This is a genomic window from Pseudomonas sp. LBUM1641, from assembly GCF_059716235.1.
Window position 1 is genome coordinate 5112992 of the sequence record NZ_CP166815.1, and the last position, 24914, is coordinate 5137905.

The 24914-nt window shown below is 60.5% G+C and carries 23 protein-coding genes and 1 pseudogene; 8 read left to right on the forward strand and 16 right to left on the reverse strand.

Annotated elements, in window-relative coordinates; all coding sequences use genetic code 11:
- Nucleotides 1-69 precede the first annotated feature (69 nt).
- The 8 genes from ACA046_RS23360 to ACA046_RS23395 form a co-directional block, all read right to left on the reverse strand.
- Nucleotides 70-888, reverse strand: coding sequence for a DUF4892 domain-containing protein (locus tag ACA046_RS23360; protein ID WP_459022788.1), 819 nt, complete (start codon nucleotides 886-888; stop codon nucleotides 70-72).
- Between the two features lie 102 nt (nucleotides 889-990).
- Nucleotides 991-1845 carry an alpha/beta hydrolase gene (locus ACA046_RS23365; protein WP_459022790.1) on the reverse strand — a complete coding sequence of 285 codons (855 nt, stop codon included), beginning with the start codon at nucleotides 1843-1845 and terminating at the stop codon, nucleotides 991-993.
- Nucleotides 1842-2651, reverse strand: a complete 810-nt coding sequence (locus ACA046_RS23370; protein ID WP_076015247.1) for an alpha/beta fold hydrolase — start codon at nucleotides 2649-2651, stop codon at nucleotides 1842-1844. The genes ACA046_RS23365 and ACA046_RS23370 overlap by 4 nt, the downstream gene beginning before the upstream one ends.
- 98 nt (nucleotides 2652-2749) lie before the next feature.
- Entirely contained in the window at nucleotides 2750-3193 is a 444-nt protein-coding gene (locus ACA046_RS23375; protein ID WP_076015246.1) for a hotdog fold thioesterase, read from the reverse strand.
- Between the two features lie 31 nt (nucleotides 3194-3224).
- Nucleotides 3225-4892 (reverse strand): AMP-binding protein, encoded by a 1668-nt coding sequence (locus ACA046_RS23380; RefSeq protein ID WP_497675085.1) that lies wholly within the window; start codon nucleotides 4890-4892, stop codon nucleotides 3225-3227.
- Between the two features lie 961 nt (nucleotides 4893-5853).
- A complete protein-coding gene (gene sixA, locus ACA046_RS23385; protein WP_076015244.1) occupies nucleotides 5854-6303 on the reverse strand; it encodes a phosphohistidine phosphatase SixA in 450 nt (149 codons plus the stop codon).
- Nucleotides 6300-6647 (reverse strand): DUF4389 domain-containing protein, encoded by a 348-nt coding sequence (locus tag ACA046_RS23390; protein WP_063028225.1) that lies wholly within the window; start codon nucleotides 6645-6647, stop codon nucleotides 6300-6302. The genes sixA and ACA046_RS23390 overlap by 4 nt, the downstream gene beginning before the upstream one ends.
- A 10-nt stretch (nucleotides 6648-6657) precedes the next feature.
- Nucleotides 6658-7683, reverse strand: a complete 1026-nt coding sequence (locus tag ACA046_RS23395) for an NAD(P)H-dependent glycerol-3-phosphate dehydrogenase (RefSeq protein ID WP_459022799.1) — start codon at nucleotides 7681-7683, stop codon at nucleotides 6658-6660.
- Nucleotides 7684-7878: 195 nt separating this feature from the next.
- On the opposite strand from ACA046_RS23395, the gene ACA046_RS23400 reads away from it, so the two are divergent.
- The 5 genes from ACA046_RS23400 (at nucleotide 7879) to fabB (ending at nucleotide 14837) form a co-directional block, all read left to right on the forward strand.
- Nucleotides 7879-10011, forward strand: coding sequence for a TonB-dependent receptor plug domain-containing protein (locus tag ACA046_RS23400; RefSeq protein ID WP_497675086.1), 2133 nt, complete (start codon nucleotides 7879-7881; stop codon nucleotides 10009-10011).
- Nucleotides 10012-10031: 20 nt separating this feature from the next.
- Nucleotides 10032-10943: an ABC transporter substrate-binding protein gene (locus tag ACA046_RS23405; protein WP_459022801.1), complete on the forward strand. Its 912-nt coding sequence runs from the start codon at nucleotides 10032-10034 to the stop codon at nucleotides 10941-10943.
- Nucleotides 10940-12841, forward strand: coding sequence for an ATP-binding protein (locus ACA046_RS23410; protein ID WP_076015240.1), 1902 nt, complete (start codon nucleotides 10940-10942; stop codon nucleotides 12839-12841). Before ACA046_RS23405 ends, ACA046_RS23410 begins: the two co-directional genes overlap by 4 nt.
- 248 nt (nucleotides 12842-13089) lie before the next feature.
- On the forward strand, nucleotides 13090-13605 hold the full coding sequence (fabA, locus tag ACA046_RS23415; RefSeq protein WP_003210552.1) for a 3-hydroxyacyl-[acyl-carrier-protein] dehydratase FabA: 516 nt from the start codon (nucleotides 13090-13092) through the stop codon (nucleotides 13603-13605).
- Between the two features lie 11 nt (nucleotides 13606-13616).
- The gene (gene fabB / locus ACA046_RS23420) at nucleotides 13617-14837 is read left to right on the forward strand and encodes a beta-ketoacyl-ACP synthase I (protein ID WP_003210553.1); all 1221 of its coding nucleotides are present in this window, start codon (nucleotides 13617-13619) and stop codon (nucleotides 14835-14837) included.
- 894 nt (nucleotides 14838-15731) lie between these two features.
- On the opposite strand, the gene ACA046_RS23425 is transcribed toward fabB, so the two are convergent.
- From ACA046_RS23425 to ACA046_RS23440, 4 genes and pseudogenes are all read right to left on the reverse strand, one after another.
- The gene (locus ACA046_RS23425) at nucleotides 15732-16595 is read right to left on the reverse strand and encodes a methyl-accepting chemotaxis protein (RefSeq protein ID WP_404942412.1); all 864 of its coding nucleotides are present in this window, start codon (nucleotides 16593-16595) and stop codon (nucleotides 15732-15734) included.
- Nucleotides 16587-17357: pseudogene (locus ACA046_RS23430) on the reverse strand (MCP four helix bundle domain-containing protein); the annotation flags it as partial. The pseudogene ACA046_RS23430 and the gene ACA046_RS23425, both read right to left, overlap by 9 nt.
- Before the next feature lie 135 nt (nucleotides 17358-17492).
- Entirely contained in the window at nucleotides 17493-17957 is a 465-nt protein-coding gene (locus tag ACA046_RS23435) for a DUF3859 domain-containing protein (protein WP_459022805.1), read from the reverse strand.
- A 67-nt stretch (nucleotides 17958-18024) separates the two neighbouring features.
- Complete coding sequence (locus ACA046_RS23440; protein ID WP_497675087.1) at nucleotides 18025-19029, reverse strand: amidohydrolase family protein; 1005 nt, start codon at nucleotides 19027-19029, stop codon at nucleotides 18025-18027.
- Nucleotides 19030-19169: 140 nt separating this feature from the next.
- Here ACA046_RS23440 and ACA046_RS23445 point away from each other — a divergent pair, with 140 nt between their 5' ends.
- Together ACA046_RS23445 and ACA046_RS23450 are read left to right on the forward strand one after the other, a co-directional pair.
- Nucleotides 19170-19586: an OsmC family protein gene (locus ACA046_RS23445; protein ID WP_017477540.1), complete on the forward strand. Its 417-nt coding sequence runs from the start codon at nucleotides 19170-19172 to the stop codon at nucleotides 19584-19586.
- A gap of 64 nt (nucleotides 19587-19650) precedes the next feature.
- Nucleotides 19651-20523 carry a pirin family protein gene (locus ACA046_RS23450; RefSeq protein WP_497675088.1) on the forward strand — a complete coding sequence of 291 codons (873 nt, stop codon included), beginning with the start codon at nucleotides 19651-19653 and terminating at the stop codon, nucleotides 20521-20523.
- A 135-nt stretch (nucleotides 20524-20658) separates the two neighbouring features.
- On the opposite strand, the gene ACA046_RS23455 is transcribed toward ACA046_RS23450, so the two are convergent.
- From ACA046_RS23455 to ACA046_RS23470, 4 genes are all read right to left on the reverse strand, one after another.
- Nucleotides 20659-21387, reverse strand: a complete 729-nt coding sequence (locus ACA046_RS23455; RefSeq protein WP_459022811.1) for a dienelactone hydrolase family protein — start codon at nucleotides 21385-21387, stop codon at nucleotides 20659-20661.
- Nucleotides 21388-21453: 66 nt separating this feature from the next.
- A complete protein-coding gene (gene htpG / locus ACA046_RS23460) occupies nucleotides 21454-23358 on the reverse strand; it encodes a molecular chaperone HtpG (RefSeq protein WP_003210561.1) in 1905 nt (634 codons plus the stop codon).
- 89 nt (nucleotides 23359-23447) lie between these two features.
- Entirely contained in the window at nucleotides 23448-23900 is a 453-nt protein-coding gene (locus ACA046_RS23465) for a PaaI family thioesterase (protein ID WP_497675089.1), read from the reverse strand.
- Entirely contained in the window at nucleotides 23897-24373 is a 477-nt protein-coding gene (locus ACA046_RS23470) for a PaaI family thioesterase (RefSeq protein WP_497675090.1), read from the reverse strand. The genes ACA046_RS23465 and ACA046_RS23470 overlap by 4 nt, the downstream gene beginning before the upstream one ends.
- Before the next feature lie 157 nt (nucleotides 24374-24530).
- Between ACA046_RS23470 and ACA046_RS23475 the strand changes: the two genes are divergently transcribed.
- Nucleotides 24531-24773 carry a hypothetical protein gene (locus ACA046_RS23475; protein WP_010166269.1) on the forward strand — a complete coding sequence of 81 codons (243 nt, stop codon included), beginning with the start codon at nucleotides 24531-24533 and terminating at the stop codon, nucleotides 24771-24773.
- Nucleotides 24774-24914: the final 141 nt, after the last annotated feature.

The following is a 24914-nucleotide window of genomic DNA, read 5'->3' on the forward strand; positions in this document are numbered from 1 at the left end:
TTTCTCGAAAAGAAGTCTGTAAGAGGAAGAGCTTAGGCGAACGGCGCGGGTCCGTTCGCCCTGGAACGGTCAGCGTATCAGATGCAGGTGCAAACCCTTCGCTTCGCCAGTGCCGGTTTCCAGCCGGGCCGCACGTACGCCCTGATCAATCAAGCCCTGGCGCCATGCTTCGGCGGTGGGCCCGGTCAAACTGACCCGCAAGGTGGCATCCAGGTTCAGTCCACGGGAAATAAGGGTGAGCCAGGTGGCGTCAGGTTCGGTACCCAGCTTGGGGAAGTCCAGCTCGCCAGTGCTTTTCAGCTCCCGCAGCAGCGTGGCGGAAGTCGGTAGCAAGTCACCCAGCGGTGCGCTGGCGTCCAACTGCTCTACATGCAGATACGCCCGGCGATTGCCCCGGGTGATGCCGTACAGCGCGACCAGGGAATTGTCTTGGGGCGCCGCCAGGCGCAGCAACAGGTATTCCTGCTGGCCGTCGGCGCCTACCAGCTTGGCGTTGCCGAAGACTTCATTGGCCCACAGGCTGCTTTCGCCGCAATCGCGGGCCTGGCACCAGAACAGCAACTGCGCGCCCTGGGCCTGCAAGGCTTCGCGGGTGGCGGTGAATGCAGCGCTGGAAGTGTGTTCGGCAGGCAGTTCATAGGTGATGGCGGTGGTTTGGCCGCGGGCGGTGGCCTGGCCTTCGTAGCGCAGCTGGCCGCTGATCTTGCGGATCGAGCCCAGCGGGTAGATGCGTTCTTTATCTTCAGCGGGGCGGTAGTCGACGATCTGCGCGTCGGCCTGACGGGCCACGGCGGGCAAGTCCTGGCTACCCGGTACGTCGGCGGCGAACACCAGCGGGCTGAAACAGCACAGCCCCAGAATACGGATAAATCCCTTCGGCATACTCATCGGATGAGCGCGCCCTGGCCATTGGGGTGCGCTGCGGTGTTGAGATCGTTCATGGTTGACTCCCTTTCGATCCGCCCAGCCTCGGCAGTTGACCCCGCCAAGTCAAGGCGTGGAGAAGAACCGATTGAAACAGTCTGCAACAAGGGTAGCGCCTGACTCGTCGTTCAGGTGCAAATGATGGCCACCGGGCAAGGTGGTCACCTGGAATGGAAGCCCGGAAAGCAATTCGGAATGTTTCGCCAACATGCCGTCTTCGGCGACCACCAGTTGCGTCGGACAGCCGACTCGACGCACGAAGGCCATCGCCTGCTCTTCTGTCAGACGCATAGGGGAAGCCAGGGTCAGCCGGCTGTCGCTGCGCCAGGTGTAACCTCCGGGAACTGGCATAAGGCCGCGTTGGGCCAGCAGTTCGGCGGCTTCGCGACTGACCGCCACCACGCCTTTCATCCGCGCTTCCACCGCCCGATCGAGGGTGCTGTACACCGGTTTGCGTTTGTCCTGCAGGTTCAATTGCGCCTGCAACGCCATGCCGAGGCGTTCGGCCGAGTTGTCTGCGGTGCCGGTCGGCGGGATCACGCCATCGATCAATCCCAGGTGTGTCACTCGCTCCGGCAAGGCGCCGGCCAACACCAGGGAAACGATGGCGCCGAGGGAGTGGCCAAGTAATGCAAAACGTTTCCAGCCCAGTTGCTCGGCGACTTGCAGCACATCGTGGACGTAATCCCACAGGGAGTAACCGGCACCGACGGGACGATGAGCCGAATGACCATGGCCGGCCATGTCCAGCGCAACGATGCGCAGGCCATCGAGTTTCGGCGCCAGGCGCGCGAAGCTGTTGGCATTGTCCAACCAGCCATGCAGGGCAATCACCGGCAAGCCGTCTTCAGGGCCAAACAGATGCGCCGCCAACTCGATGTGCGGCAACGCCAGGCGGACTTCTTCGACGGGCGCGGTCATGCGCAACTGCGCTCGCGCTGGCGAGCTTCCCAACGGGCAAACAGATTCTTGATCAAGGTGGCAGTGTCCTGTGGGCGCTCAAGAGGAAACATGTGGCCACCGGGCATGGTCAGCATTTCGCCCATGGGCATGCGTCCAACACCGCTGGCATGGTGACGCATCACTACCCGGCTCTGGCGGCCACGCACCACCGCCAGCGGCACTTTCAATTGCCGGGCCTGGCCGGGACTGGTGTGGGGCACACCACGGTAAATGCTGATCTCGGTGGCCGGATCAAAGCGCAGGCGCAGGCGGTCACCCACCTGCTCCAGGCCATGTTGCAGGTAAGCGTCGAAACACTCGGGATCAAAGCCGCGAAACAGGGTCTTGCCAGCAAAGTACTGGCGCGCTGCCGCCAGGTCGGCGAACTCTTCACGCCGCCCCAGGGTACGACCCGCCGGGGTCAGCCGGTCGATAAAACCGAAGCGCTTGGCCGCACGGATCACCCAGCGATCGGCCAGGGTCAGCACCGGGGAATCGAGCATCACCACGCCGCGATATAACTGCGGGCAACGCATGGCCGCGTGCAGGTGCAGCACGCCCCCCAACGAATGGCCCACCCCCCACACCGGTTCCGGTTGTTGCTCAAGGTGGTGGATCAGTTCGTCCACCAGGTTCTGCCAGTTGTCATCCACCGGAAACCTCGGGTCGTGACCGTGCTGCGGCAAATGCGCGACGGCGTACTCCGGGGCCAGGGCGGCAAACAACTTGCCGTAGGTCGCCGAAGGAAAGCCATTGGCGTGAGCGAAAAACACGTGCTGCGACATACCTGATCCATCACCCTAAACAGAGCGTTGATTCTCCCCAGACCGGGCAGTCACGGCAATGACTGTAACTGCCAGGAATGATGACACTCACGCCACACCTATCGAGCCGGCGGGTTCTCGCCCAGCGGCACCACGGCCATGGTCAGGCGCGATACGCAGCTGGCCTTGCCTTCATCGCTGGTCAGGCGGATGTCCCACACGTGGGTGGTGCGCCCGATATGAATCGGCTTGGCCACCGCCGTCACCCGCCCGCTGCGCAAGCCGCGCAGGTGGTTGGCGTTGATTTCCAGGCCCACGCAATAGAACTTGCTGGCGTCGATGCACAGGTAACTGGCCATGGAGCCCACGGTTTCCGCCAGCACCACCGACGCGCCGCCGTGCAGCAGGCCGTAGGGTTGATGGGTGCGGTGGTCGATCACCATGCTGGCGGTCAGGGACTCGTCGTCAAAGCTTTCGAAGCGAATATCCAGCACTTCACCGATGGTATTTTTCTGGATCGCATTGAGTTGTTCGATATTCGGTTGGGTGCGCCACAGGCTCATTGATCGGTCCTTATTGGTTTTATGTCAGTGCTCAATCCTGCCACAGCACGGCTTCGGAGCGCGCGCTCCAGGCCGGAAACTGCGACCCGTAGACGGCTTCAATCACGTTACGCTTGATCTTCAAGGTCGGCGTGAGGAAACCGTTTTCCACCGCCCAACTGTCTTTCACCACCACCAGTTGGCGCAAGCGTTCATGTTTATCCAGCGCCTGGTTGACCTCTTCCAGCAGGCGCTCGAGGCTGACCTGCAACGCCTGACGCCCCTGGCCATCGGCATCTTGCAGGCCCACCACGGATAACACGCACAGGCCTATGGGCGCGCTCAAGCCATCGCCTACCACGCACACCTGCTCGATACGCGCATGCTCGGCCAGGCGGTTTTCAATCGGCGCCGGGGCCACGTATTTGCCTTTGCTGGTCTTGAAGATTTCCTTGAGCCGTCCGGTCAACCGCAGTCGGCCATCGGCGTCCTGCTCGCCCTTGTCGCCGGTGCGCAGGAAGCCGTCGGCGGTAATGGTTTCGGCGGTTTTCACCGGGTCCTTGAAATAACCGAGCATGGTCGCGCCGCTACGCACCTGGACTTCGCCGTCGTCACCGATGCGCACTTCAACGTCCGGACATGGCGGGCCGATCCAGCCGAGTTTCTGCTCGCCGGGGCGGCACACGTGGGAGTAACCGCAGCTTTCAGTCATGCCGTAGACCTCCAGCACATCCAGGCCGAGCCTGCGGTACCAGACCAACAGGGCTTCGGGCACGGGGGCTGCGCCGGAGATTGCCACGCGTACGGCGTCCAGGCCCAACCCGGCGAGCACTTTGTGGCCAACGCGTTTGCCGATAAAGGGCAGGCGTAGCAAGGTGTCGAGGCGGCTTGCGGGGATTTTGCTGTAGACGCCCATCTGGAATTTGGTCCAGATGCGCGGTACGCCGAACAGTGCTGTCGGCCTGGCCCGCTTGAGGTCTGTCAGAAACGTGTCGAGGCTCTCGGCGAAAAATACGGTTTGCCCGGTGTAGATCGAGGCCATTTCCACAAACATGCGCTCGGCCACGTGGCACAGCGGCAGGTAGGACAACAGGCGATCGCCCTCCCCCAGGCCGAACAATTCAGTGCCGCGAGTGGCCGCGAAAGCCAGGGCGCCGAAGCTGTGCATCACGCCCTTGGGCAGGCCGGTGGTGCCGGAGGTGTAGATGATGGTGGCCAGGTCCGAAGCGGCTGGCGCGGGGTTGTCCTGGATGGGTGAGCAGGCTTGCAGGTCAGCCCAGGTGAAGTCGAATTCGCCTTCGGGGCACAGCGGCAGGCTGATGGTGGGCAGGTCGGCCTTTACTCCGGCGGACATGGCGGGCCAGTCGTCCAGTTTGCCGATAAATGCCAATGCGGATTCGGAGTGTTCAAGTACGTGGGCGACGGAGTCGGCGGTGAGGTTGGGGTAGAGCGGCACGGAGACGTGGCCGGCCATCCAGATGGCGAGGTCGGCGATGATCCAGTGGGCGCAGTTTTTGGAGATCAGGGCGATGTGGGAGCCCTGGGGGAGGTCGCGGGCGCGCAGCCAGTGGGCGGCGCAGCGGGCTTGGTGGCCGGCGTCGGCCCAGGTGAGGGTTTCAACCTCGCCGCCTTTGATGGGCTGAACCAGGAATCGTTGCCGTGGGTGGCGGGCTTCGCGGTCGAAGAAGACTTGCAGCGGCAAACGAATAGCGACAGACATGGACGCGCTCCTTTGTGTTCCGATGGTAGCCAACCAAGCACTTGCTTGGGCTGACTATTTCATGGGAGCGCGGGGGGTGCAAGTTCTGCTGTTTTTGGGGGCATATCCTTTATTCAGGTAACGGCCGCTTATGGTTCCGCTCTTACAGCGGCTCACTTTTGAAAAGCGCAAAAGTAAGCAAAACGCTCTTGCCCCACCACTCGGCACCTCGCCTAGGCTCGGTGTGCCCGCACTCCGGCAGCACGAAGCGGGCCGCCGCGACGGGGCGTCCCTGCCCCGTCGCGGCTAAACCGGCGTCCTGCCGGTTTACCCGCTCCGTACTGCCTACGTTCGGCCAGCGTGGTTTAACGGGGCGCCTAAGATCAAGATCACAAGCAGATCAAGAGCACAGCGGCCTACAGGCCGGCTTGAGTGTGGTGAAGCAACAGCAACAGCAAAATCAGAAGCTAAAGTGGGCACGGTCCAAATGTGGGAGTGGGCTTGCTCGCGAAGGTCGTTAACGATGACGCGGGCGTCCTGATTCAACGCGGCGTTCTCAGGTTTTTCGCGAGCAAGCTCGCTCCTACAAAAAAGCAGCTTTGCTTTCGCTTTTACCACTCAAGCCGGCCTGTAGGCCGCGTGCTCTGCTTTTGATCTGCTTTTGATCTTGATCTGCGGGCCCCGTCAACCACGATGGCCGCAAGCAGGCACGGTGGAGCGGGTAACCCGGCAGGACGCCGGTTTAGCCGCGCCGGGCCATGGATGGCCCGTCGCGGCGGCCCGCGGAACCGGGCCGGAGTGCGGGCATGCCGAGCCTAGGCGAGGCACCGAGTGGTGGGGCAAAGACCTTTTGGTTACTTTTGGCTGGGCCGGCATTCCGGGCGTTTGCCAAAAGTGACCCGCTGTAAGAGCGGAACCATAAGTGGCCGTTACCGAAGAAACGGATATGTACCCAATCCCAAACCCAAACCCAAACCCAACCTTAAGGATTCCGAACACTCAAAAGACTCATCAACCCCGCCAACGGAAAATCCCCCTCCAACTCCGCCAAACTCGCCGTACTCATAGCCTGCGGCTGCCGCAAATGCCCATGCTGCAAATAACTGATCAGCCCCCCCACAAACGGCTGATGACTGACCAACAATACATCATCGTCATTATCGAGATGCTTGAGCACCTCCAGCGGATTACTCTCGGGCGTCAACCAAGGCACAGTGCGGATTTCAGGCTCAAACCCCAACGCCTCCCGCACCAACTGCGCCGTCTGCTGCGCCCGCACATAAGGACTGGCAATAATCGCCCGCACAGGCTGCCCAATCAGATGCCCCGCACTGCGCAAAACCTCCTCACGCCCATGCGCCGTCAAATTGCGCTCAGCATCCGTACGCGCATGCCCCTCGGCCTCACCGTGACGCAACACCCACACCTTCATAGCTTCGGTTCCTCATCACGCACAGGATGCGGCGCCGGCGGCACGCTGTGAGCAGCCTCACCTTCCGGTGCACGGGGCGTCGGCCAATCAGCAAACGGCCAAGGCTTCTGATCACTGTGAAAACTGCCAAACCGCCCAATCTGCGCCAAAAACTGACTCAGGCTGTCACCAAAATTCATCAGCCCAAGGTTCGGCGCGCCGTACACCAACCGGTAAACCAGTTGCACTACCACCAGCGCACCCAGCAGAAACTGCGCCACTTGCCACACCAGGGCAAACACCAGCATCCACAGGACACGCAGGCCGATGGATTCGTATTTGGGAGCTGCTTTCGGATCGTTCATGACGCGTTCCTCAGTTGAAACCACTGGTGGAAATAAAGTCGACATCGGTCTTCGGCTCGGCCCGCATCAGCAACTCGATGACCTGGTTCAAGGTGCGCCCTTCGAACAGGATCGCGTGCAAACCGGCGACCAGCGGCATGTACACCCCGACTTCCTGGGCCTTGGCCTTCAGCACCTTCAGGGTGTTGACGCCTTCGGCCACTTCGCCCAAACGCGTCACGGCGTCTTCCAGGCTCAGGCCCTGGCCGAGGGCGAAACCTACCTGATAGTTGCGGCTTTTCGGTGACGAGCAGGTGACGATCAGGTCGCCCACGCCAGCAAGCCCGAGGAAGGTCATCGGGTTGGCGCCCTGGTTGACCGCAAAGCGGGTCATCTCGGCCAAGGCACGGGTGATCAGCATGCTCTTGGTGTTTTCACCCATGCCCAGCGCAACCGCCATGCCGGCGATGATCGCGTAGACGTTTTTCAACGCCCCGCCCAGCTCGACGCCGAAGCGGTCGGCACTGGCGTAAACACGGAAAGTGCGACCGTGCAGCACTGCCTGCACCCGCTCGCAAAGTTCTTCGTCTTCACTGGCGATCACGGTGGCGGTCAGCGCGTGCTCAGCCACTTCCCGCGCCAGGTTCGGGCCGGACAACACGCCAATGCGTGCCTCGGGGGCGATTTCTTCAAGGATTTCGCTCATCAACTTGAAGGTGTGCGCCTCGATGCCCTTGGTCAGACTGACCAGCAGCTTGCCCGCCAACCGCTCGGCGTGGGGCGCGAGCACCGAACGCAAGGCGCTGGATGGCAGGGCGACGAAGCACAGGTCGCACTCGGTCAGCGTCGCCTGCAAATCAGTCACCGGCTCCACGGCCGGCAGAATCTTGATGCCTTTAAGGTAACGGGGGTTTTCCCGGTTGACCCGGATGGCCTCGGCTTGCTCGGGGTCACGCATCCATTGACGCACCTGGTGACCATTTTCAGCCAGCAGATTAGCCACGGCGGTACCAAAACTTCCGCCTCCCAGGACCGCAATAGGGCGCTGTTCAGTCATATGCAATCCGTTAATCCATAGCAGTGGCGATGGCCGCATTATACGGAGCGACCCGCTTGCGGCCAGCCCCCGCGTCAATTCAAACGCTTGTCGGAAAATGCGACATTTGTGCGAAGTAATTACAGGGCCGACGACTGGCAAAAGGCCCCGCCTCAGTTAACATGGGCGGCTATCCGTAATTATCAAGGCCGTGCCGTGTATTTGGGCCCTCCTCCTCGCTCATCCCTTCTGCTGACGCTGTTGTGCATGCCGTGGTGCAGTGCACCGTTGCTGGCCGACGATCTGTTCCTCGACAGCCAACCGCTGCCGCAGGTACTGACCGCTACGCGGCTCAAGCAATCGGCCGCCGCCGTGCCCGGTAGCATGACGGTGATCGACAGCGAGTTGATCAAGGCCAGCGGTGCGCGGGATATCCCGGAACTGCTGCGGTTGGTACCCGGGATGATGGTCGGCTACACCACCGGCAACCAGGCCGCCGTGAATTACCACGGCACCCAGGCCGGCGACGCCCGGCGCATGCAGGTGTTGATCGATGGTCGCTCGGTGTACCGCGCGGGCCTGGCGACGGTTGACTGGAGCGATATTCCGGTGGCCCTGGAAGACATCGACCGCATCGAAGTCTTCCGTGGCCCCAACACCGTCAGCTACGGTGCCAACGCGCTGATGGCGGTGGTCAACATCCTCACCCGCTCGCCGGCCAACAGCCACGGTACCCGGATGAAACTCACCCAGGGCGGACGCGGGATCAACGACTGGTACGCCAGCCAGGGCATGGGCTGGGAAACCGGCGACTTGCGCCTGTCACTGTCCGGCCAACAGGACGATGGTTTTGACAGCGACCGTGTGGGCGCCGACCGCCGTGACAGTCGCCGCCTGAGCCGCTTCAGCCTCGCCGTGAGCCAGACCCTGAATGCGCAACAAAGCATCGACTGGCAACTGGACGCCAAGGAAGGTACCAACCAACGCCCGTACACCTACCAACCGGTGTTCGACGGGATTACCGAAGGCGGTACAAATTCCGACGTCAGCGCCAAGGATTACGCCGGCTCCCTGCGCTGGAACTTCGACTTCAATCCTGATCACAGCCTGTATATCCAGGGCTCGGCCCAGCAGTGGGATCGCCGGCAGATCTGGCGCGCCTGCGACGCCAAGGTCTCGTTCAGCCCGGAGTTGACCCAGCTGTGGCAACTCAATCCCAACTATGCCGAGCGACTTGCCCGGCACATGAACAACTTCAACCCCGGCAACCTTCCACCCGGCAGCCCCGCCGAACAGGCGCTGGCCCGGCAGGTGCTCCAGCAATGGGGTGACGGCGGCAAGGACCCGGTTTGCGGCAACATCGACCAAAGCACCAAGGAAAGCCGCTACGACCTGGAGATTCAGGACACCCTCAGCCTGTCCGACAGCCTGCGCCTGGTCAGCGGCATGAACTACCGCTACGACCGCGCCGACTCCGACACCTACTTCAACGGCATCCTGGACGACACCACCTGGCGCATGTTTGGCCATCTGGAATGGCGTGCCAGCGAACACTGGCTGCTCCAGGGCGGCGCAATGTATGAAGACACCCACCTGAGCGGCAACTCGCTGACGCCCCGGGTGGCCATCAACTACCTGATCAACCCGCGTCACGGCCTGCGTGCGGTGTACTCCGAAGCCATCCGTTCGCCGGACATGTTCGAGAACAACGTCAACTGGAGTTACCGCGTCACCAACCTCAGTTCGCCGGCCTACGGCCAGAACTCCGGTCAATATTTCGTGGTAACCCGCGGCCCGGGCAACCTCGACAAAGAGCTGATGCGCTCCCGGGAGCTGGGCTACAACGGCTTTTTTGCCGACATCGGGCTGAACGTCGACGTGAAGCTGTTCTATGACGAAATCAGCGACATGGTCAGCGAGCCGCTACGCAACAACCAGTACATCGCCAGCAACTCCAACAGCTCGCGCTTTACCGGCACTGAAACCCAACTCGACTGGCACATGAGCACCGCCGACCGGCTGCGGCTGACCTATGCTTACGTAGACGCCAGCGCCACCAACCCTCTGGACAGACAGCAAACCGCCCGCAACAGCGGCTCGGCCGGCTGGATGCGGGAATGGGGCCATGGCTGGTCCAGTGCGGTGTTCTACTATGGCGACGACGCGCTCAACCAGTATCGCTTCGAACGGGTCGACCTGCGGGTGGCCAAGCGCATTGCCTTGGGCAAAGCCAACGTGGAGCTGGCCGGCATGTTGCAACAACGTCTCGACAATCAGCCCACCACCTGGCCCGACAACAACTATGACCAACGCCACGTGCTCTACTTCAGTGCGGAGTTAGAGTTCTAGTGGATAGCGACTTGTCACGGATGACCCTCTCCTTTACCGCCCGACTCTGGCGGTGCTGTGTGTTGTTTGGGGTTTTACTGTTTGCCGCACCGACATGGGCGGCGGAAATCCTGCTGACTGCCGACGAAGACGGCCCGGGCGTACAAGCATTCGTCCAGGCCCTGAGCGAACAGCGCCCCGAAGACCATGTGAAGTTCACCCCACTCAAAGACCTTCCCGCCCCCGCGCACTTGCCCGCCAGTACCCGCCTGATCCTGCTGGACCTGCCCAGCCTCGACTGGCGCCTGCAAGACACCCAGGGCCCGCCGACCCTGGTGCTGCGCATCAGCCGCCTGCAAGCCCGCCAGCGCCTGGGCGACAGCGTGCCATCGAAGATCAGCCTGTTGTGGAGCGACCCGCCACTGGACCGCCAACTGCGCCTGATCACCGGCATCCTGCCCCAGGCCCGGCGCATCGGTGTGCTCTATGGGATCGACAGCGAATTCCTGCTCCGCGAGTTGCGCCAGCATGCGGCGCCGATGGGGCTGGAGATCGTGCCCCAGCTTTGGGACAACACTAACGACAGTCGTCCGCTGCAAAGCCTGTTCAAGAGCAGCGACGTCTTGCTGGGGCTGGATGATCCCCAGCTGTACAACCCGAAAACCGCGAAAAACCTGCTGCTCAGCAGCTACGCCAGGCAATTGCCACTGGTCGGGCCCAACGCCGGGTTCGTCAAGGCCGGCAGCCTGGCCAGCACCTACAGCGATCAGGCCGACTGGCTGAATGTACTCGACCGGCTGCTGGACCATGCGCCCGCCAACTGGCCGCGCTCGTTGTACCCGGAACGCTTCAAAGTCGTGGGCAACCCGCAGGTTGCGCGCTCACTGGGGATCGAACAGGTGGACGAAACCAACGTCGCCGCCCGCCTGGCCGAAGGAGAAAAACGCCCATGACATTTCGTCGCCGTTGGGACATCAACACCCGAACCCAGCTCATCACCCTGGGCCCGGCACTCCTGTTGACGCTGCTGTTGATCAGCTTCTTTACCTTCGTACGGATCCAGGACTTGCGCCAGGAGCTGGACCACACCGGCCAATTGATCGCCAACCAACTGGCACCGGCCACCGAATACGGGGTTATTTCCGGCAACAACGACGTGCTCGAAAGCCTGTTGCGGGCCACCCTGGCCACGCCGCATGTGCGCTTTCTGGAGATACAGGACAGCACGGAAAACATTCTGGTGTACGTCGAGCAACCGTCGGAGAAGCACGACCGCTCGCTGTCGGTGAAAGTGTTCCAGGCGCCGATTCGCCTGCAACATATCCAACTGGGCAATGACTTCTTCCAGGACAACATCGCCGAGCCCAAGGCGCCTCGTGCGGATTACCTGGGCCGGGTGATTGTGGGTATGTCCAACGATGCGTTCAGCCAGCGCCAGCAGGAAATCCTGTTCAAGGCCGGGATTCTCGCGCTGTTCGCCCTGTTGTTTACTTTCTTGTTGGCCCGGCGCCTGGCGGCCAGCCTGTCGCAGCCGATCAGCGCCATGGGCAATGCGGTCAAGGCGATCCAGCAGGGCGATTACCAGACGCCACTGCCCATTGTCGATGACTCGGAACTGGGCGACCTGTCGCGTCACATCAATAACCTCGCCGACGGTTTGAACCAGGCCAGTCGCGAACAGCACCAGGCCATGGCCCAGTTGATCCAGACCCGCGAAGAAGCCGAGCGGGCGAACAATGCCAAGTCGGATTTCCTGGCAATGATGAGCCATGAACTGCGCACGCCGATGAATGGGGTGCTGGGCATGCTGCAGTTGCTGGAAACCACCGACATGACCGAGGAGCAGACCGAGTACGCGGCGCTCGCTTCGGAGTCCACCGAACACCTGCTCAAAGTGATCAACGATATCCTCGACTTCTCGCGCATCGAGCGCGCGGCCCTGGAGCTGGAGCACATTCCGTTCGACCTGATGGAGCTGATCAGCAGCTGCGCCCAGGCCTTCCAGCATGCCGCCCAGCAACGCGGGCTGGCGCTTGAAGTGCCGATTCCGCAGGGCCTGGACTCGCTGCAGGTGCAGGGCGACCCGACGCGTATCCGGCAGATTCTGGTGAACCTGATCGGCAATGCCCTCAAGTTCACCGAGCACGGCACCGTCACCGTCGAACCGCACTGGCAAACCCTGGACCATGAACTGTTGTGGTTCACCTGCACCGTGCGCGACAGCGGGATTGGCATCTCGGCCGAGCGCCTGGAATTGATGTTCGATGCGTTCCAGCAAGCTGACAGTTCCATTTCAAGACGTTACGGCGGCACCGGACTGGGCCTGCCTATCGCACGCACCCTGGCCGAACGCATGGGCGGCACCCTTCGCGCCCAGAGCGAAGAAGGCCAGGGCTCGGTGTTCACCCTGGAAATTCCGCTGGCGATTTACCAGCAGAGCTTGCCGGTGATCGTGCCGAACGCCGAAGGCAGTGCCAGTGCAGGCGAAGGCCGTAACGTGTTGCTGGTGGAGGACAACCCGGTCAATCGCACCGTGGTTGAAGCCATGCTGCGCAGCCTTGGATTTGAAGTCAGCATTGCCACCGACGGCGCCGAAGCGATTCGCAGTGCCGAGAGCCTGATTTTTACCGCGATCCTGATGGACTGCCGACTGCCGGGCATCGACGGTTACGAGGCCACCCGGCAGATTCGCCAGTTGCCCGGTTGCGCCGACCTGCCGATCATCGCCCTCACGGCCAACGCCTTGCAGGGCGACCGCGAAGCCTGTTTGGCGGCTGGAATGAACGATTACCTGGCAAAGCCGTTCAAACGCACGGATTTACAGCAAATCCTGCAGCGATGGGTGCAGTAACACGGTGCCATCAGCCAACTGCGACTGGCGTGAAAGACGAAAGTGCGGCAGTCTTAGGCACCCGAACGGGCCCGTAAACCGGCCCGGTTTATAATTTCAGTGCACAAGTGTACATTCATGACCTTGACGCTGTGACTTTCACTACAACGCAATAGTCTATGTGTAGGCTGCCGATATGAGGCATGAACGCTTCAGTCGGCCGGGAAGATTTGCCCTGCCCTGCCGCATGGGATTATTGAGGAGCTCGCATGACCAAACAAAACGCCTTTACTCGGGAAGACCTGCTGCGCTGCAGTCGCGGTGAGCTGTTCGGCCCAGGTAACGCGCAACTGCCCGCCCCGAACATGCTGATGGTGGATCGCATCACCCATATCAGTGAAGAGGGTGGCAAGTACGGCAAAGGTGAATTGGTCGCCGAGCTGGATATCACCCCTGACCTGTGGTTTTTCGCCTGCCATTTCGAAGGCGATCCGGTGATGCCGGGCTGCCTGGGCCTCGACGCCATGTGGCAGCTGGTTGGCTTCTACCTGGGCTGGCAAGGCCTGCCGGGCCGCGGTCGCGCCCTGGGTTCGGGCGAAGTGAAGTTCTTTGGCCAGGTCTTGCCGACCGCCAAGAAAGTCACCTACAACATTCAAATCAAGCGCGTCCTCAAGGGCAAGCTGAACCTGGCCATTGCCGATGGTTCGGTGACTGTCGACGGTCGCGAGATTTATACTGCCGAAGGCCTTCGGGTCGGCGTATTTACTTCCACTGACAACTTTTAAGGGTTATCCGCATGCGCCGCGTCGTTATCACTGGTCTGGGCATCGTTTCGTGCCTGGGCAATGACAAAGAGACCGTCTCCGCTAACCTGCGTGCAAGTCGCCCTGGCATCCGCTTCAACCCGGAATATGCCGAAATGGGTCTGCGTAGCCAGGTTTCCGGCTCCATCGACCTGCCCCTCGAAGAGCTGATTGATCGCAAGATCTATCGCTTCGTCGGCCACGCAGCCGCTTACGCCTACCTGGCCATGAAGGACGCGATCACCGATTCCGGCCTGAGCGAAGACCAGGTTTCCAACGTACGCACCGGCCTGATCGCCGGTTCAGGTGGCGCGTCGACCTTGAACCAGATGGAAGCGCTGGACATCCTGCGCGAGAAAGGCGTCAAGCGTGTTGGCCCGTACCGCGTCACGCGGACCATGGGCAGCACCGTTTCCGCCTGCCTGGCCACGCCGTTCAAGATCAAGGGCGTGAACTACTCGATCTCCTCCGCTTGCGCCACCAGTGCTCACTGCATCGGTACCGCGGTTGAGCAGATCCAGCTGGGCAAGCAAGACATCGTGTTTGCTGGTGGCGGTGAAGAAGAACATTGGAGCCAGTCGTTCCTGTTCGACGCCATGGGCGCCCTGTCGACCCAGTACAACGAAACCCCGGACAAAGCCTCCCGCGCCTATGACAAAAACCGTGATGGTTTCGTCATTGCTGGCGGTGGCGGCATGGTGGTGGTAGAGGAGCTGGAACACGCCCTGGCCCGTGGTGCGAAGATCTACGCGGAAATCGTTGGCTACGGCGCGACTTCCGACGGCTACGACATGGTTGCGCCAAGCGGCGAAGGCGCCATCCGCTGCATGCAGATGGCCATGTCCACCGTTGATACTCCGATCGACTACCTGAACACCCACGGTACTTCGACTCCGGTCGGCGACTCCAAGGAAATGGAAGGTGTGCGTGCGGTATTCGGCGACAAGGCTCCGGCGATCAGCTCTACCAAGAGCCTGTCGGGTCACTCCCTGGGCGCCGCTGGCGTTCACGAAGCGATCTACTGCCTGCTGATGATGGAAGGCAACTTCATGGCAGGTTCTGCCAACATCGAGGAACTGGACCCGGACGTGGCTGACATGCCGATCCTGACCAAGACTCGTGAAGATGCGACCATCAACACCGTGATGAGCAACAGCTTTGGCTTTGGTGGCACTAACGCTACCTTGGTGCTGAAACGCTGGCAGGGTAAGTAAAAGCCCTCGCGCCTTGATCGTCTGAAAACGCCCCGACTGGTTCGGGGCGTTTTTTTTGCGTTGGTTGTTGGGTGTATATCCATTATTTGGGTAACGGCCGCTTAGGGTTCCGCTCTTACAGCGGCTCACTTTTGAACAGCGCAAAAGTAAGCAAAACGCTCTTGCCCCACCACTCGGCACCTCGCTTAGGCTCGGTGTGCCCTCACTCCGGCTTTGGACCGTGGGCCGCCGCGATGGGCCATCCTTGGCCCAGCGCGGCTAACCCGGCGTCCTGCCGGGTTACCCACGCTCCAAAGCCTGCGTTCGGCCAGCGTGGTTTAACGGGGCGCCTAAGATCAAGATCAAAAGCAGATCAAAAGCACAGCGGCCTCCCGGCCGGCTTGAGTGTTGAAGAGCAAAATCAAAAGCTAAAGCGGGCACGGTCCAAATGTGGGAGCGGGCTTGCTCGCGAAGGTCGTTAACGATGACGCGGGCATTCTGGATGAACGCGGCGCTCTCAGGTTTTTCGCGAGCAAGCCCGCTCCCACAGAAAAGCAGATCTGTTTTCGCTCTGGTCTTTGCTTTTGCTTTTAACACTCAAGCCGGCCGGGAGGCCGCTGTGCTCTTGCTTTTGATTTTGATCTGACTGCCCCAATAAGCCCGAGGCCGAACGCAGGCAGTGCGGAGCGGGTAAACCGGCAGGACGCCGGTTTAGCCGCGCCGGGCCATGGATGGCCCGTCGCGGCGGCCCGCTTCGCGGTGCCGGAGTGAGGGAACGCCGAGCCACAGCGAGGCGCCGACAGGCGGGGCAGAGCGTTTTGGTTACTTTTGCGCTTTTTCAAAAGTGACCCGCTGTAAGAGCGGAACCCTAAGCGGCCGTTACCGCAGCAACGGATATGTACACCGTCCAGCAACCTAAACCGAAAACCTAGCCACCATGGTGTTGAGATCCACCGCCAACCGCGACAACTCCTGACTCGCCGCACTGGTCTGATTCGCCCCCGCCGACGTCTGCTGCGCCAAATCGCGAATATTCATCAAATTGCGATCCACCTCCCGCGCCACCGCCGCCTGCTCTTCAGAGGCACTGGCAATCACCAGGTTGCGCTCGTTGATCAGCGTAAACGCCGAAGCAATCTCCTCCAGCGCCGTCCCAGCCGACTTGGCAATGTCCAGCGTCGACCGCGCCCGGGTGTTGCTCTGCTGCATGGAGCTCACCGCCTGATCAGTCCCCTGCTGAATCCCGCTGATCATCTGCTCGATTTCCTGCGTCGACTGCTGGGTCCGATGGGCCAGCGCCCGCACCTCATCCGCCACCACTGCAAACCCACGCCCGGCGTCCCCGGCCCGCGCGGCTTCAATGGCAGCATTCAACGCAAGCAAATTGGTCTGCTCGGCAATCGAGCGAATCACATCCAGCACCTTGCTGATGCCATACACCTTCTGCGCCAGGTCCTCCACCTGCGTCGCATTGGCCGTCACATCATCCGCCAAGGACTCAATCGACAACACCGTCTGATGCACCTGCTCGCGACCATGCTGGGCAATACGGTCCGACTCACGGGACGCCTGTGAAGTGGCCACCGCATTGCTCGCCACCTCCTCCACCGCCGCCGTCATCTGGTTCACCGCAGTAGCTGCCTGTTCAATTTCCTGACTTTGCTGATGCAGCCCACGGGTGGCATCTTCCGTCACACAACTGAGTTCTTCGGAAGCCGACGCCAACTGGCTCGACGAATCAGAAATACGCCGAATGGTTTCCCGCAGGCTCTCCTGCATGCTTTTCAGCGCCTGCTGCAAACGCGCCGGTTCATCGTTGCCGCTGACGGTAATCACACCCGTAAGGTCGCCACTGGCCACGCCCTGGGCGACTTTCAGCGACTGGGATAACGGCAGCACGATACTGCGGGTCAGCAGCAGTGCCAGGCCAATGGTGATCAGCGCCGTCACGGCAATCATGCCAACCACCCAACTGCGCGATTGGGTAAACACGCTTTGGGCCAGGCTCGCCGCCTGATTTGCACTGACCTTGTTCAGCGTCACCAGCTCACGCAGGGTGCCGGCCAACTCATCGGCCAACTGGTTCATCTCGCCGTTGACTACCTTGATCGCGTCTTCCAGCTGATTGGCCCGGGAAAATGCCAGCACTTGCTCTTGGCGTTGCAGGTAGCGCGCTTCCTCGGTCTTGAAGCGATCGAACAGCACCCGTTCTTCCGGCAGCACAATCAAGCCTTCATAGAGCGACTGAGCCTTATGCAGGCCGTTTTTCAGTTCGGTGATTTTCTGTTCATTCTGCGTGATTGCCTGCGGGTCGCGGTTAAGCAGCAGGCGCAGCGTCAGGGCCCGTACCCGCAGCAGGTCCTGATTCATCTCGCCGACCGCCATCACGCTGGGCAGCCAGTTGTTTTCCACCTGGTCCGACTGCTGGCGCATATTGCCCATCTGCGACAAGGCAAACCCACCCAGGGCAAACACCATCAGCGCCAGCAAACCAAACCCCAGGCCGGCGCGAGGGGCGATATTCAGACTTCTGATATTCATGTTCGGAATCCTTCCAAAAGCGCTGCATCCACCTGCAGCGGGCTCTTGAAAGGTATCGGCGAAGAACGAAGTTTGCGTAAGACGAAAACGCGATATCAAAACGCCTTATGATCGCCCGGCCCCGGCTGTAGCGATTCAGCGAACGGTAAAGCTCTTTTGCGTGAGCAGACGATCACCCTGGAACACCATGAAACGCCACTCGCCCGGCACCACTTCGTGGTTTTCGGTGAACTCATAGGCCATCACGTCCTGTGGGGCACCGGGCACCAGCTTCTGGGTTACTTCTAATTTGTCGTGACGCACACCATCCGGCGTGCGGACGCCCGGGGTGAAGTAGAGCAAGGTCAGCGGCGTGCCTTCGGCGACTTTGCCGAGCAGTTGATAACGCAGGCCGAATTTGGTGCCCAGCTTCGCCGGCACCACGGTGGTGGACTGAATCTGTTCGTTGCTGCGGCGCAGCACGCGCTCTCCGGCCTGCAACTCGGCTTTCGGGCCATCAAACACGCCGTACTCCACCGGGCCTTCGATACGCACTTCGGCACTGGCGAGGCTGCTAATCATCATCAGCGCCGCCAGGGCGCCTGAACGGGTGAATTGCATGCTGCACTCCTTGTTTGAGAAGGCCGCAGCTTATGACGCAGGGATGACGACAGGATGACAAACCCCATCACTTGGGCTTGGGCAGAATCGCCAGGAAATTGTCCCGCGCGACCTTTTTGGCCACGTCTTCAGGCAGCGCATCAAGGAACGGGTCGAAGCTGCGCATTTCCTTACCCAGCTTGTTGAAGCGTCCTACCACGTCCGAGCCAAGCATGAAGCGGTCCGGGAAGCGCTCTACCAGCTTTACCCACTCAGGGCGTGGCGTTCCCGCCTCATCCAGCAAGTAAGGCGTGAGCACGCTCCAGGACAGGTCGACGTACAGGTTCGGGTAAGCCTCCAGCAGGCGTGCCAGGGTCGGCAGCAGGAAATCCATCTGCGTCTGGTGCCGATGGATTTCCATGCTGCTGCCCGCGTGAGCCCAGATAAACCGGGTGTGCGGATGGTTGCGCAGCGGCTCTTCCATTTCCGCGAGGTACAACGGATTTTTCTCACGCTTGGAGGTGATGTTGGAATGCACCATCACCGGCAGATCGTTCTCCGCCGCCAAATGATAGATGCGGGTCATCGCCTCGTTGTTGGCTCTTGGGGTGTCGCCGGAGGTCAGTGCAGTCAGGTCGTCGTGGCGGGTGAAGACTTCGCCGATGCCTTGCCACAGCCCTGGATTGAGGTCGAGCATGCGCTGGATGTGGGACGCGGCGTTTTTATCGTTGGGGTTGAAACCGCTGAGGAACGGGTGAAAGCGCTGGCGTTGCTCCGGGGTGAGCTTATTCACCGCATCGGCGACAAACACGTCAGTGGCGCTGTACCAATACGCGTCGGCATCGTCGCCAGCGTAATAACGCGGGCGCTTGGGCTCGTCTTCGTGCCATTTCTTGGCCACGGGAATGCCGGAAATCATCACGTGTTCAATCCGATTATCGGCCATGGCCTTGAGCAACTTGTCCATGCCCGCCGACTCCTGGAAGAAGTCGACGTAATGCAGGTGTGCATCGCTGTAGGCATAGTCGCGGGCCTGCGCGGCAAGGCTCGCGGCGGCCAGTAACAGGGCAATACTCAGGCGGGTACGGCGCACGGTGGCATCTCAAACAAGGGCTAATGAAGGTAGACCTCAGGCCGCGCCTACGGGTTCAGCGGTAAACAATGGGGAACACCCAGCTGCCAGCATGCTCTATAACTGCATGAGCTTCTTCCTGCCACCCTGTGAGGTTTGCCATGCCTGTTACCGTGAATACGCTGAACGCCGAAAACTTTCGCCACAGCGTCAACATCAATAACCATGAGCTGTTTACCGACCTGCCCAAGAGCCTGGGCGGCGACGATTCGGCGCCCTCTCCCCACGATTACTTCGATGCCGCGCTGGCGTCGTGCAAGGCGCTGACGGTCAAGCTCTATGCACAGAAAAAAGACATTCCGCTGACCGGCGTCACCGTGGAAGTCACCCACGACAGCACCGAAGAGCAAAAGGGCAAATACAAGCTCAGCGTCAAACTCACCCTCAAGGGCGTACTCACCGACGAGCAGCGGGATGAATTGCATCGCGTGGCGGATCGCTGCCCGGTGCATAAGCTGATGACCACCGCCGAAGTCACCATCGAGACCAAACTCTCGGAAGGCGCCTTCAGCCAGTAGCGGCAACCTCCCGTCGAGCGGGTTATGCTCATTGCCATCTAACCCGCTCAGACTGGGATGCACCATGACCACAGTGACCGTGATTCGCCCGCGTGCCGAAGATGTGGAAGGCCAAACGATCCTGCGCCCGCTGCCGTCCAGGCAATGCCGCAGCGTCGGGCCGTTCGTGTTTTTCGACCACATGCTGCAAACCCGCTATGCCCCGGGCACCGGCATGAATATTCGCCAGCACCCGCATATCGGCCTTTCCACCCTGACCTACCTGTTTGAAGGCGAACTCCTGCACAAGGACAGCCTCGGCTCCGACCAGGTGGTCAAGGCCGGGGATGTCAGCTGGATGACAGCCGGCAGCGCCATTGCCCACGTTGAACGCAGCCCTGAGGCGTTGAAGGCCAGTGGTTTCAACCTGCACGGCTTGCAAGTGTGGCTGGCCTCGCCCAGGGAACATGAGCAAGGACCTGGGCATTACAGCCATCACCCCGCCGCCAGCTTGCCGGTCAGTGACAACCTGGGCGTGCAGATTCGCCTGATTGCCGGCAGCGGCTTTTGCCTGGAGTCTCCGGTGCCGGTGTTGTCACCCACGCTGTATGCCGAAGTGCGGATGCAGACGGCTACGACGCTGCTGATCCCGGATGAGCATGCGGAACGGGCAGTGTATGTGCTGGAGGGTGAGGCGCAGTTGGAGGGCGAGGTGCTGGAGGTGCATAGCCTGGTGGTGTTGCCGGCAGGCGAAAGCATGGCGCTGTTTGCCGAGACCGATTGCCATCTGGTGGTGTTCGGCGGCGCGGCGCTGGATGGGCCACGGCGGATTAACTGGAATTTTGTGGCGAGTGATCCGGCGTTGATCGAGCAGGCTCGGCAGCGTTGGGCGGCTGGGGATTGGCCGACAGTGCCGGGGGAAACCGAGCGGATTGAGTTGCCTGAAGGTAAGGCTTAAGCGCTTTATTGCCTATGAAATAGCCTTCGCGAGCAAGCCCGCTCCCACATTTCGACCGCGTTCCTTCAGGAAGTACACGGTCGAAATGTGGGAGCGGGCTTGCTCGCGAAGGGGCCAGCTCAGGCAACCGAACTATCAGCCCTTGAACACTTCATCCAGCAAGTTATGCATCGACTGGAAGGCTCGTGCAGCGGTCTTCGCGTCATACATCATCTTGCCCGGCACGTTCGCGTGCGGGTCGGTAAACGAGTGCACCGCACCGCCGTAGCTCAGCAATTGCCAATCCACACCGGCCGCGTTCATTTCATCTTCAAACGCCGGCAGTTGCTCTTTCGGCACCAACGGGTCGGAAGCGCCGTGCAACACCAGCACTGAACCCTTGATGTTTTTCGCGTCGGCCGGGGTCGGTGTGTCGAGGCTGCCATGGAACGAAACTGCCGCTTTCAACGGAGCACCGGTACGCGCCAGCTCCAGGGAGCAGCAACCACCGAAGCAGAAACCGAAGGTTGCCAGCTTCGAGGTATCCACCGCGGCTTCGGTCTGGGTTTTCAAGTGATCAAGCGCGACCTGCATGCGCTTGTTCAGCAACACCCGGTCGTTCTTCAACGGCATCATTGCTGCGCCTGCTTCATCGCCGTTCGACGGGCGAACCGTTTGCCCGTACAGGTCGGCGAGCAGCACCACGTAGCCCTTGCTGGCTACGCTCCTGGCGATCTCTTCAGCGCCGGCGCTGACACCCATCCAGTTCGGCGCCATTAACAACCCTGGCAGCGGGCCCTTATGACTGGCATCAAATGCCAGGCGACTTTCATAAGACTGGCCATCAATCTGATAGACCACGGAACGCACGGTGATTTGGCTCATCATTTACTCCAGGTGAAAGGCTCTAAAACGAAAAAACCCGCCGAAGCGGGTTTTTCTACAACGGTGTTAAACCGACAGTTCAACCAACAGCTTGTTCAGTCGGCGCACATAAGCGGCCGGGTCTTTCAGGCTGTCGCCGGCAGCCAGGGCTGCCTGGTCGAAGAGGATGTGCGACAGGTCGCCAAACCGCTCTTCGCTCTGCTCGCCGTCGAGTTTCTCGATCAACGGGTGAGCCGGGTTGAATTCGAAGATCGGCTTGGAGTCCGGAACCTTCTGGCCGCTGGCTTCCAGGATCTGACGCATCTGCATGCCCAGGTCCTGCTCGCCGATGGCCAGGATCGCCGGGGAATCGGTCAGACGGTGGGAAACCCGCACTTCGCTGACAGCATCGCCCAAGGCGGTCTTGATTCGCTCAACCAGGCCCTCTTTGGACTTGGCCACTTCTTCGGCAGCTTTCTTGTCTTCTTCGGAATCCAGGTTGCCCAGGTCCAGGTCGCCGCGGGCGACGTCAACAAAGCTCTTGCCGTCGAAGTCGCTGAGGTAGCTCATCAGCCACTCGTCGATCCGGTCGGTCAGCAGCAGCACTTCGATGCCTTTCTTGCGGAAGACTTCCAGGTGCGGGCTGTTCTTGACCTGAGCGTAGGTTTCGCCGGTCAGGTAGTAGATCTTGTCCTGACCTTCCTTGGCGCGAGCCAGGTATTCGGCCAGGGAAACGTTCTGCTCGCCATCATCACCGTTGGTCGATGCGAAACGCAGCAGGCCGGCGATTTTTTCCTTGTTGGCGAAATCTTCTGCCGGGCCTTCTTTCATGACCTGGCCGAAGTTTTTCCAGAAGCCCTTGTATTGCTCAGGCTCGTTCTTCGCCAGCTTTTCCAGCATGTCGAGGACACGCTTGGTCAGCGCCGACTTCATCGAGTCGATGATCGGGTCTTTCTGCAGGATTTCCCGCGACACGTTCAGCGACAGGTCGTTGGAGTCGACCACGCCTTTGATAAAGCGCAGGTACAACGGCAGGAAGGATTCCGCCTGGTCCATCACGAACACGCGCTGCACGTACAGCTTCAGGCCTTTCGGCGCTTCACGCTGGTACAGGTCGAACGGCGCACGGGCCGGGACGTAGAGCAGCGAGCTGTATTCCAGCTTGCCTTCGACCTTGTTGTGGCTCCAGCTCAGCGGGTTTTCGTAGTCGTGGGCGATGTGCTTGTAGAACTCCTGGTATTCCTCGTCTTTGACTTCGGTACGAGGACGGGTCCACAGGGCGCTGGCACGGTTGACCACTTCCCATTCCTGGGCAGGCGCCTCTTCGCCTTCGGCCGCCGCTTGTTCTTTCGGCAGTTCGATCGGCAAAGCGATGTGGTCGGAGTATTTCTTGATGATATTGCGCAGGCGCCAGCCATCGGCGAACTCGTCTTCACCGGACTTCAGGTGCAGCACGATGCGGGTACCACGGTCTGCCTTGTCGACGGTGGCGATTTCAAATTCGCCCTCGCCCTTGGAAGACCAGTGCACGCCTTCGCTGGCAGCAAGGCCGGCGCGGCGGCTGAATACTTCAACCTTGTCAGCAACGATGAAGGCCGAGTAGAAGCCCACGCCGAACTGGCCGATCAGGTGCGAATCTTTCTTCTGGTCGCCCGACAGGTTTTTCATGAAATCAGCGGTGCCGGATTTGGCGATGGTCCCCAGATGGGTGATCGCATCGTCGCGGCTCATGCCGATACCGTTGTCTTCGAGGGTGACGGTTTTCGCGTCCTTGTCGAAGCTCACACGGATTTTCAGTTCCGCGCCGCCTTCCAGCAACTCAGGCTTGGACAGGGCTTCGAAACGTAATTTGTCGACAGCGTCAGAGGCGTTCGAGATCAATTCGCGAAGGAAAATTTCCTTGTTGGAATACAGCGAATGGATCATGAGGTGCAGCAGTTGCTTCACCTCGGTCTGGAAGCCCAGGGTTTCCTTTTGAGTTTCCACACTCATGGTCATCAAACTCCAATTGGATGGCAGTGGCCGCGCCCTTGAGGGTTGGCGGCGGGTTGTCATCAAAGTTGGGGGCTAAGACCAGGATTTCAAGGGCGGGCCGATTCCTCAATCTTGAAATGCGCACGGGCGGTGGCAATCGGTTCGGCCGGGGTGCTTTGCCAGGCAGTAATCGCCACATTGGCCACCCGTCGGCCCTGGCGCCACACCTGGCATTTGGCGTAAGTGTCGCGAAACTGGCCGGCGCGCAGGTAATCCAGGGAGAAATCGATGATTTTGGGGACGCCAGGTGCACCGGTAAAAACCAGCAAATGCAAGGCTGCGGACAGCTCCATAAAGCCTGCGATCACCCCACCATGGATCGCCGGTAATATCGGGTTACCAATGTTGTCCTTGTTGGCTGGCATGCGGAACAGCAATTCGTCCCCCAGCCGCGTGCATTCGATGCCGATCAGCTTGGCGTAGGGAATCAGGTTGAGCAGCGCCTCATAGTTGCCGCGTTCATGGGCTTGCTGCAGACGGGTCTTGAACTGATGCTTCATGGCTGTTCTCCCTTGATCGAATTGCCCAGGCCCTGGCTGCCCTTGAGGCGCTTGCCCATGCGCATGAAGGTGCCCACCACATGGGCAATGGGTTGCTGCGGGTCGTCCTGATAGGCGAAGCCGCGGGTGAAGATCACGTCGGTGGTCACCCGGTAGCACTGGGCAAAACCGAATACCGGCTTGTGGGGTTCGGCCGGGTGCATGTAATCGACGCGCAGGTCCAGGGTCGGGCAAACCTCGAACTCCGGCAGCACACACAAGGTGGCCATGCCGCAAGCGGTGTCCATCAACGATGTGAGGGCGCCGCCATGGATCACTCCGGTCAGCGGATCACCCACGATATGCGGACCATAAGGCAGTATCAGGGTCATGCCGTCTTCACTGGCGGCATGGACCTGGATACCCAGCACCTGACAGTGGCGCAAGGCTGAAACGAAGCGTGTGGCACGGGACAAAAGAAGATTTTCGGTCATTCGTTAAAGACTCTTATTAGTGTGGATCCGACGAAATAGACAACCCTAGTGAAAGTTCCCTGGAAAAACGTCTTATATATCTGTGAGATTTAAGGAACTAAGCGTTGGGCATAGGCTCGAAAGGCCAGTAGATATCTTCAATAAGGAGAAACACCCCATGCGCAAGACTTTAGCTATTTCCTTGATGTTGGCCGCTGCCCTCGGCCTCGCTGCCTGCGATAAAAAATCCGAGGACAAAGCTCAGGATGCCAACCAACATGCTGAACAAGCTCAAGAAAAAATGAGTGAAGCTCAGGATAAAGTGAACGACGCTGCAAAAGAAAACGCTGAAGCTGCCAAAGCCCAGCAGGAATCGAACAACGCAGCCGCGAAAGAAGCAGCACCTGCAACCGGTTCTTGAGTCTGACGACTTGAACACCGTGGTTTGAAAAACCATGTTGCAAAGTAAAGCCCGCCAAGTGCGGGCTTTACTTTGTCTGCTGCTTTTATCAGCCCAGTAAAGTGCGAAAAATCGGACTAAGCCTTAATCAGCCCAAGGAAC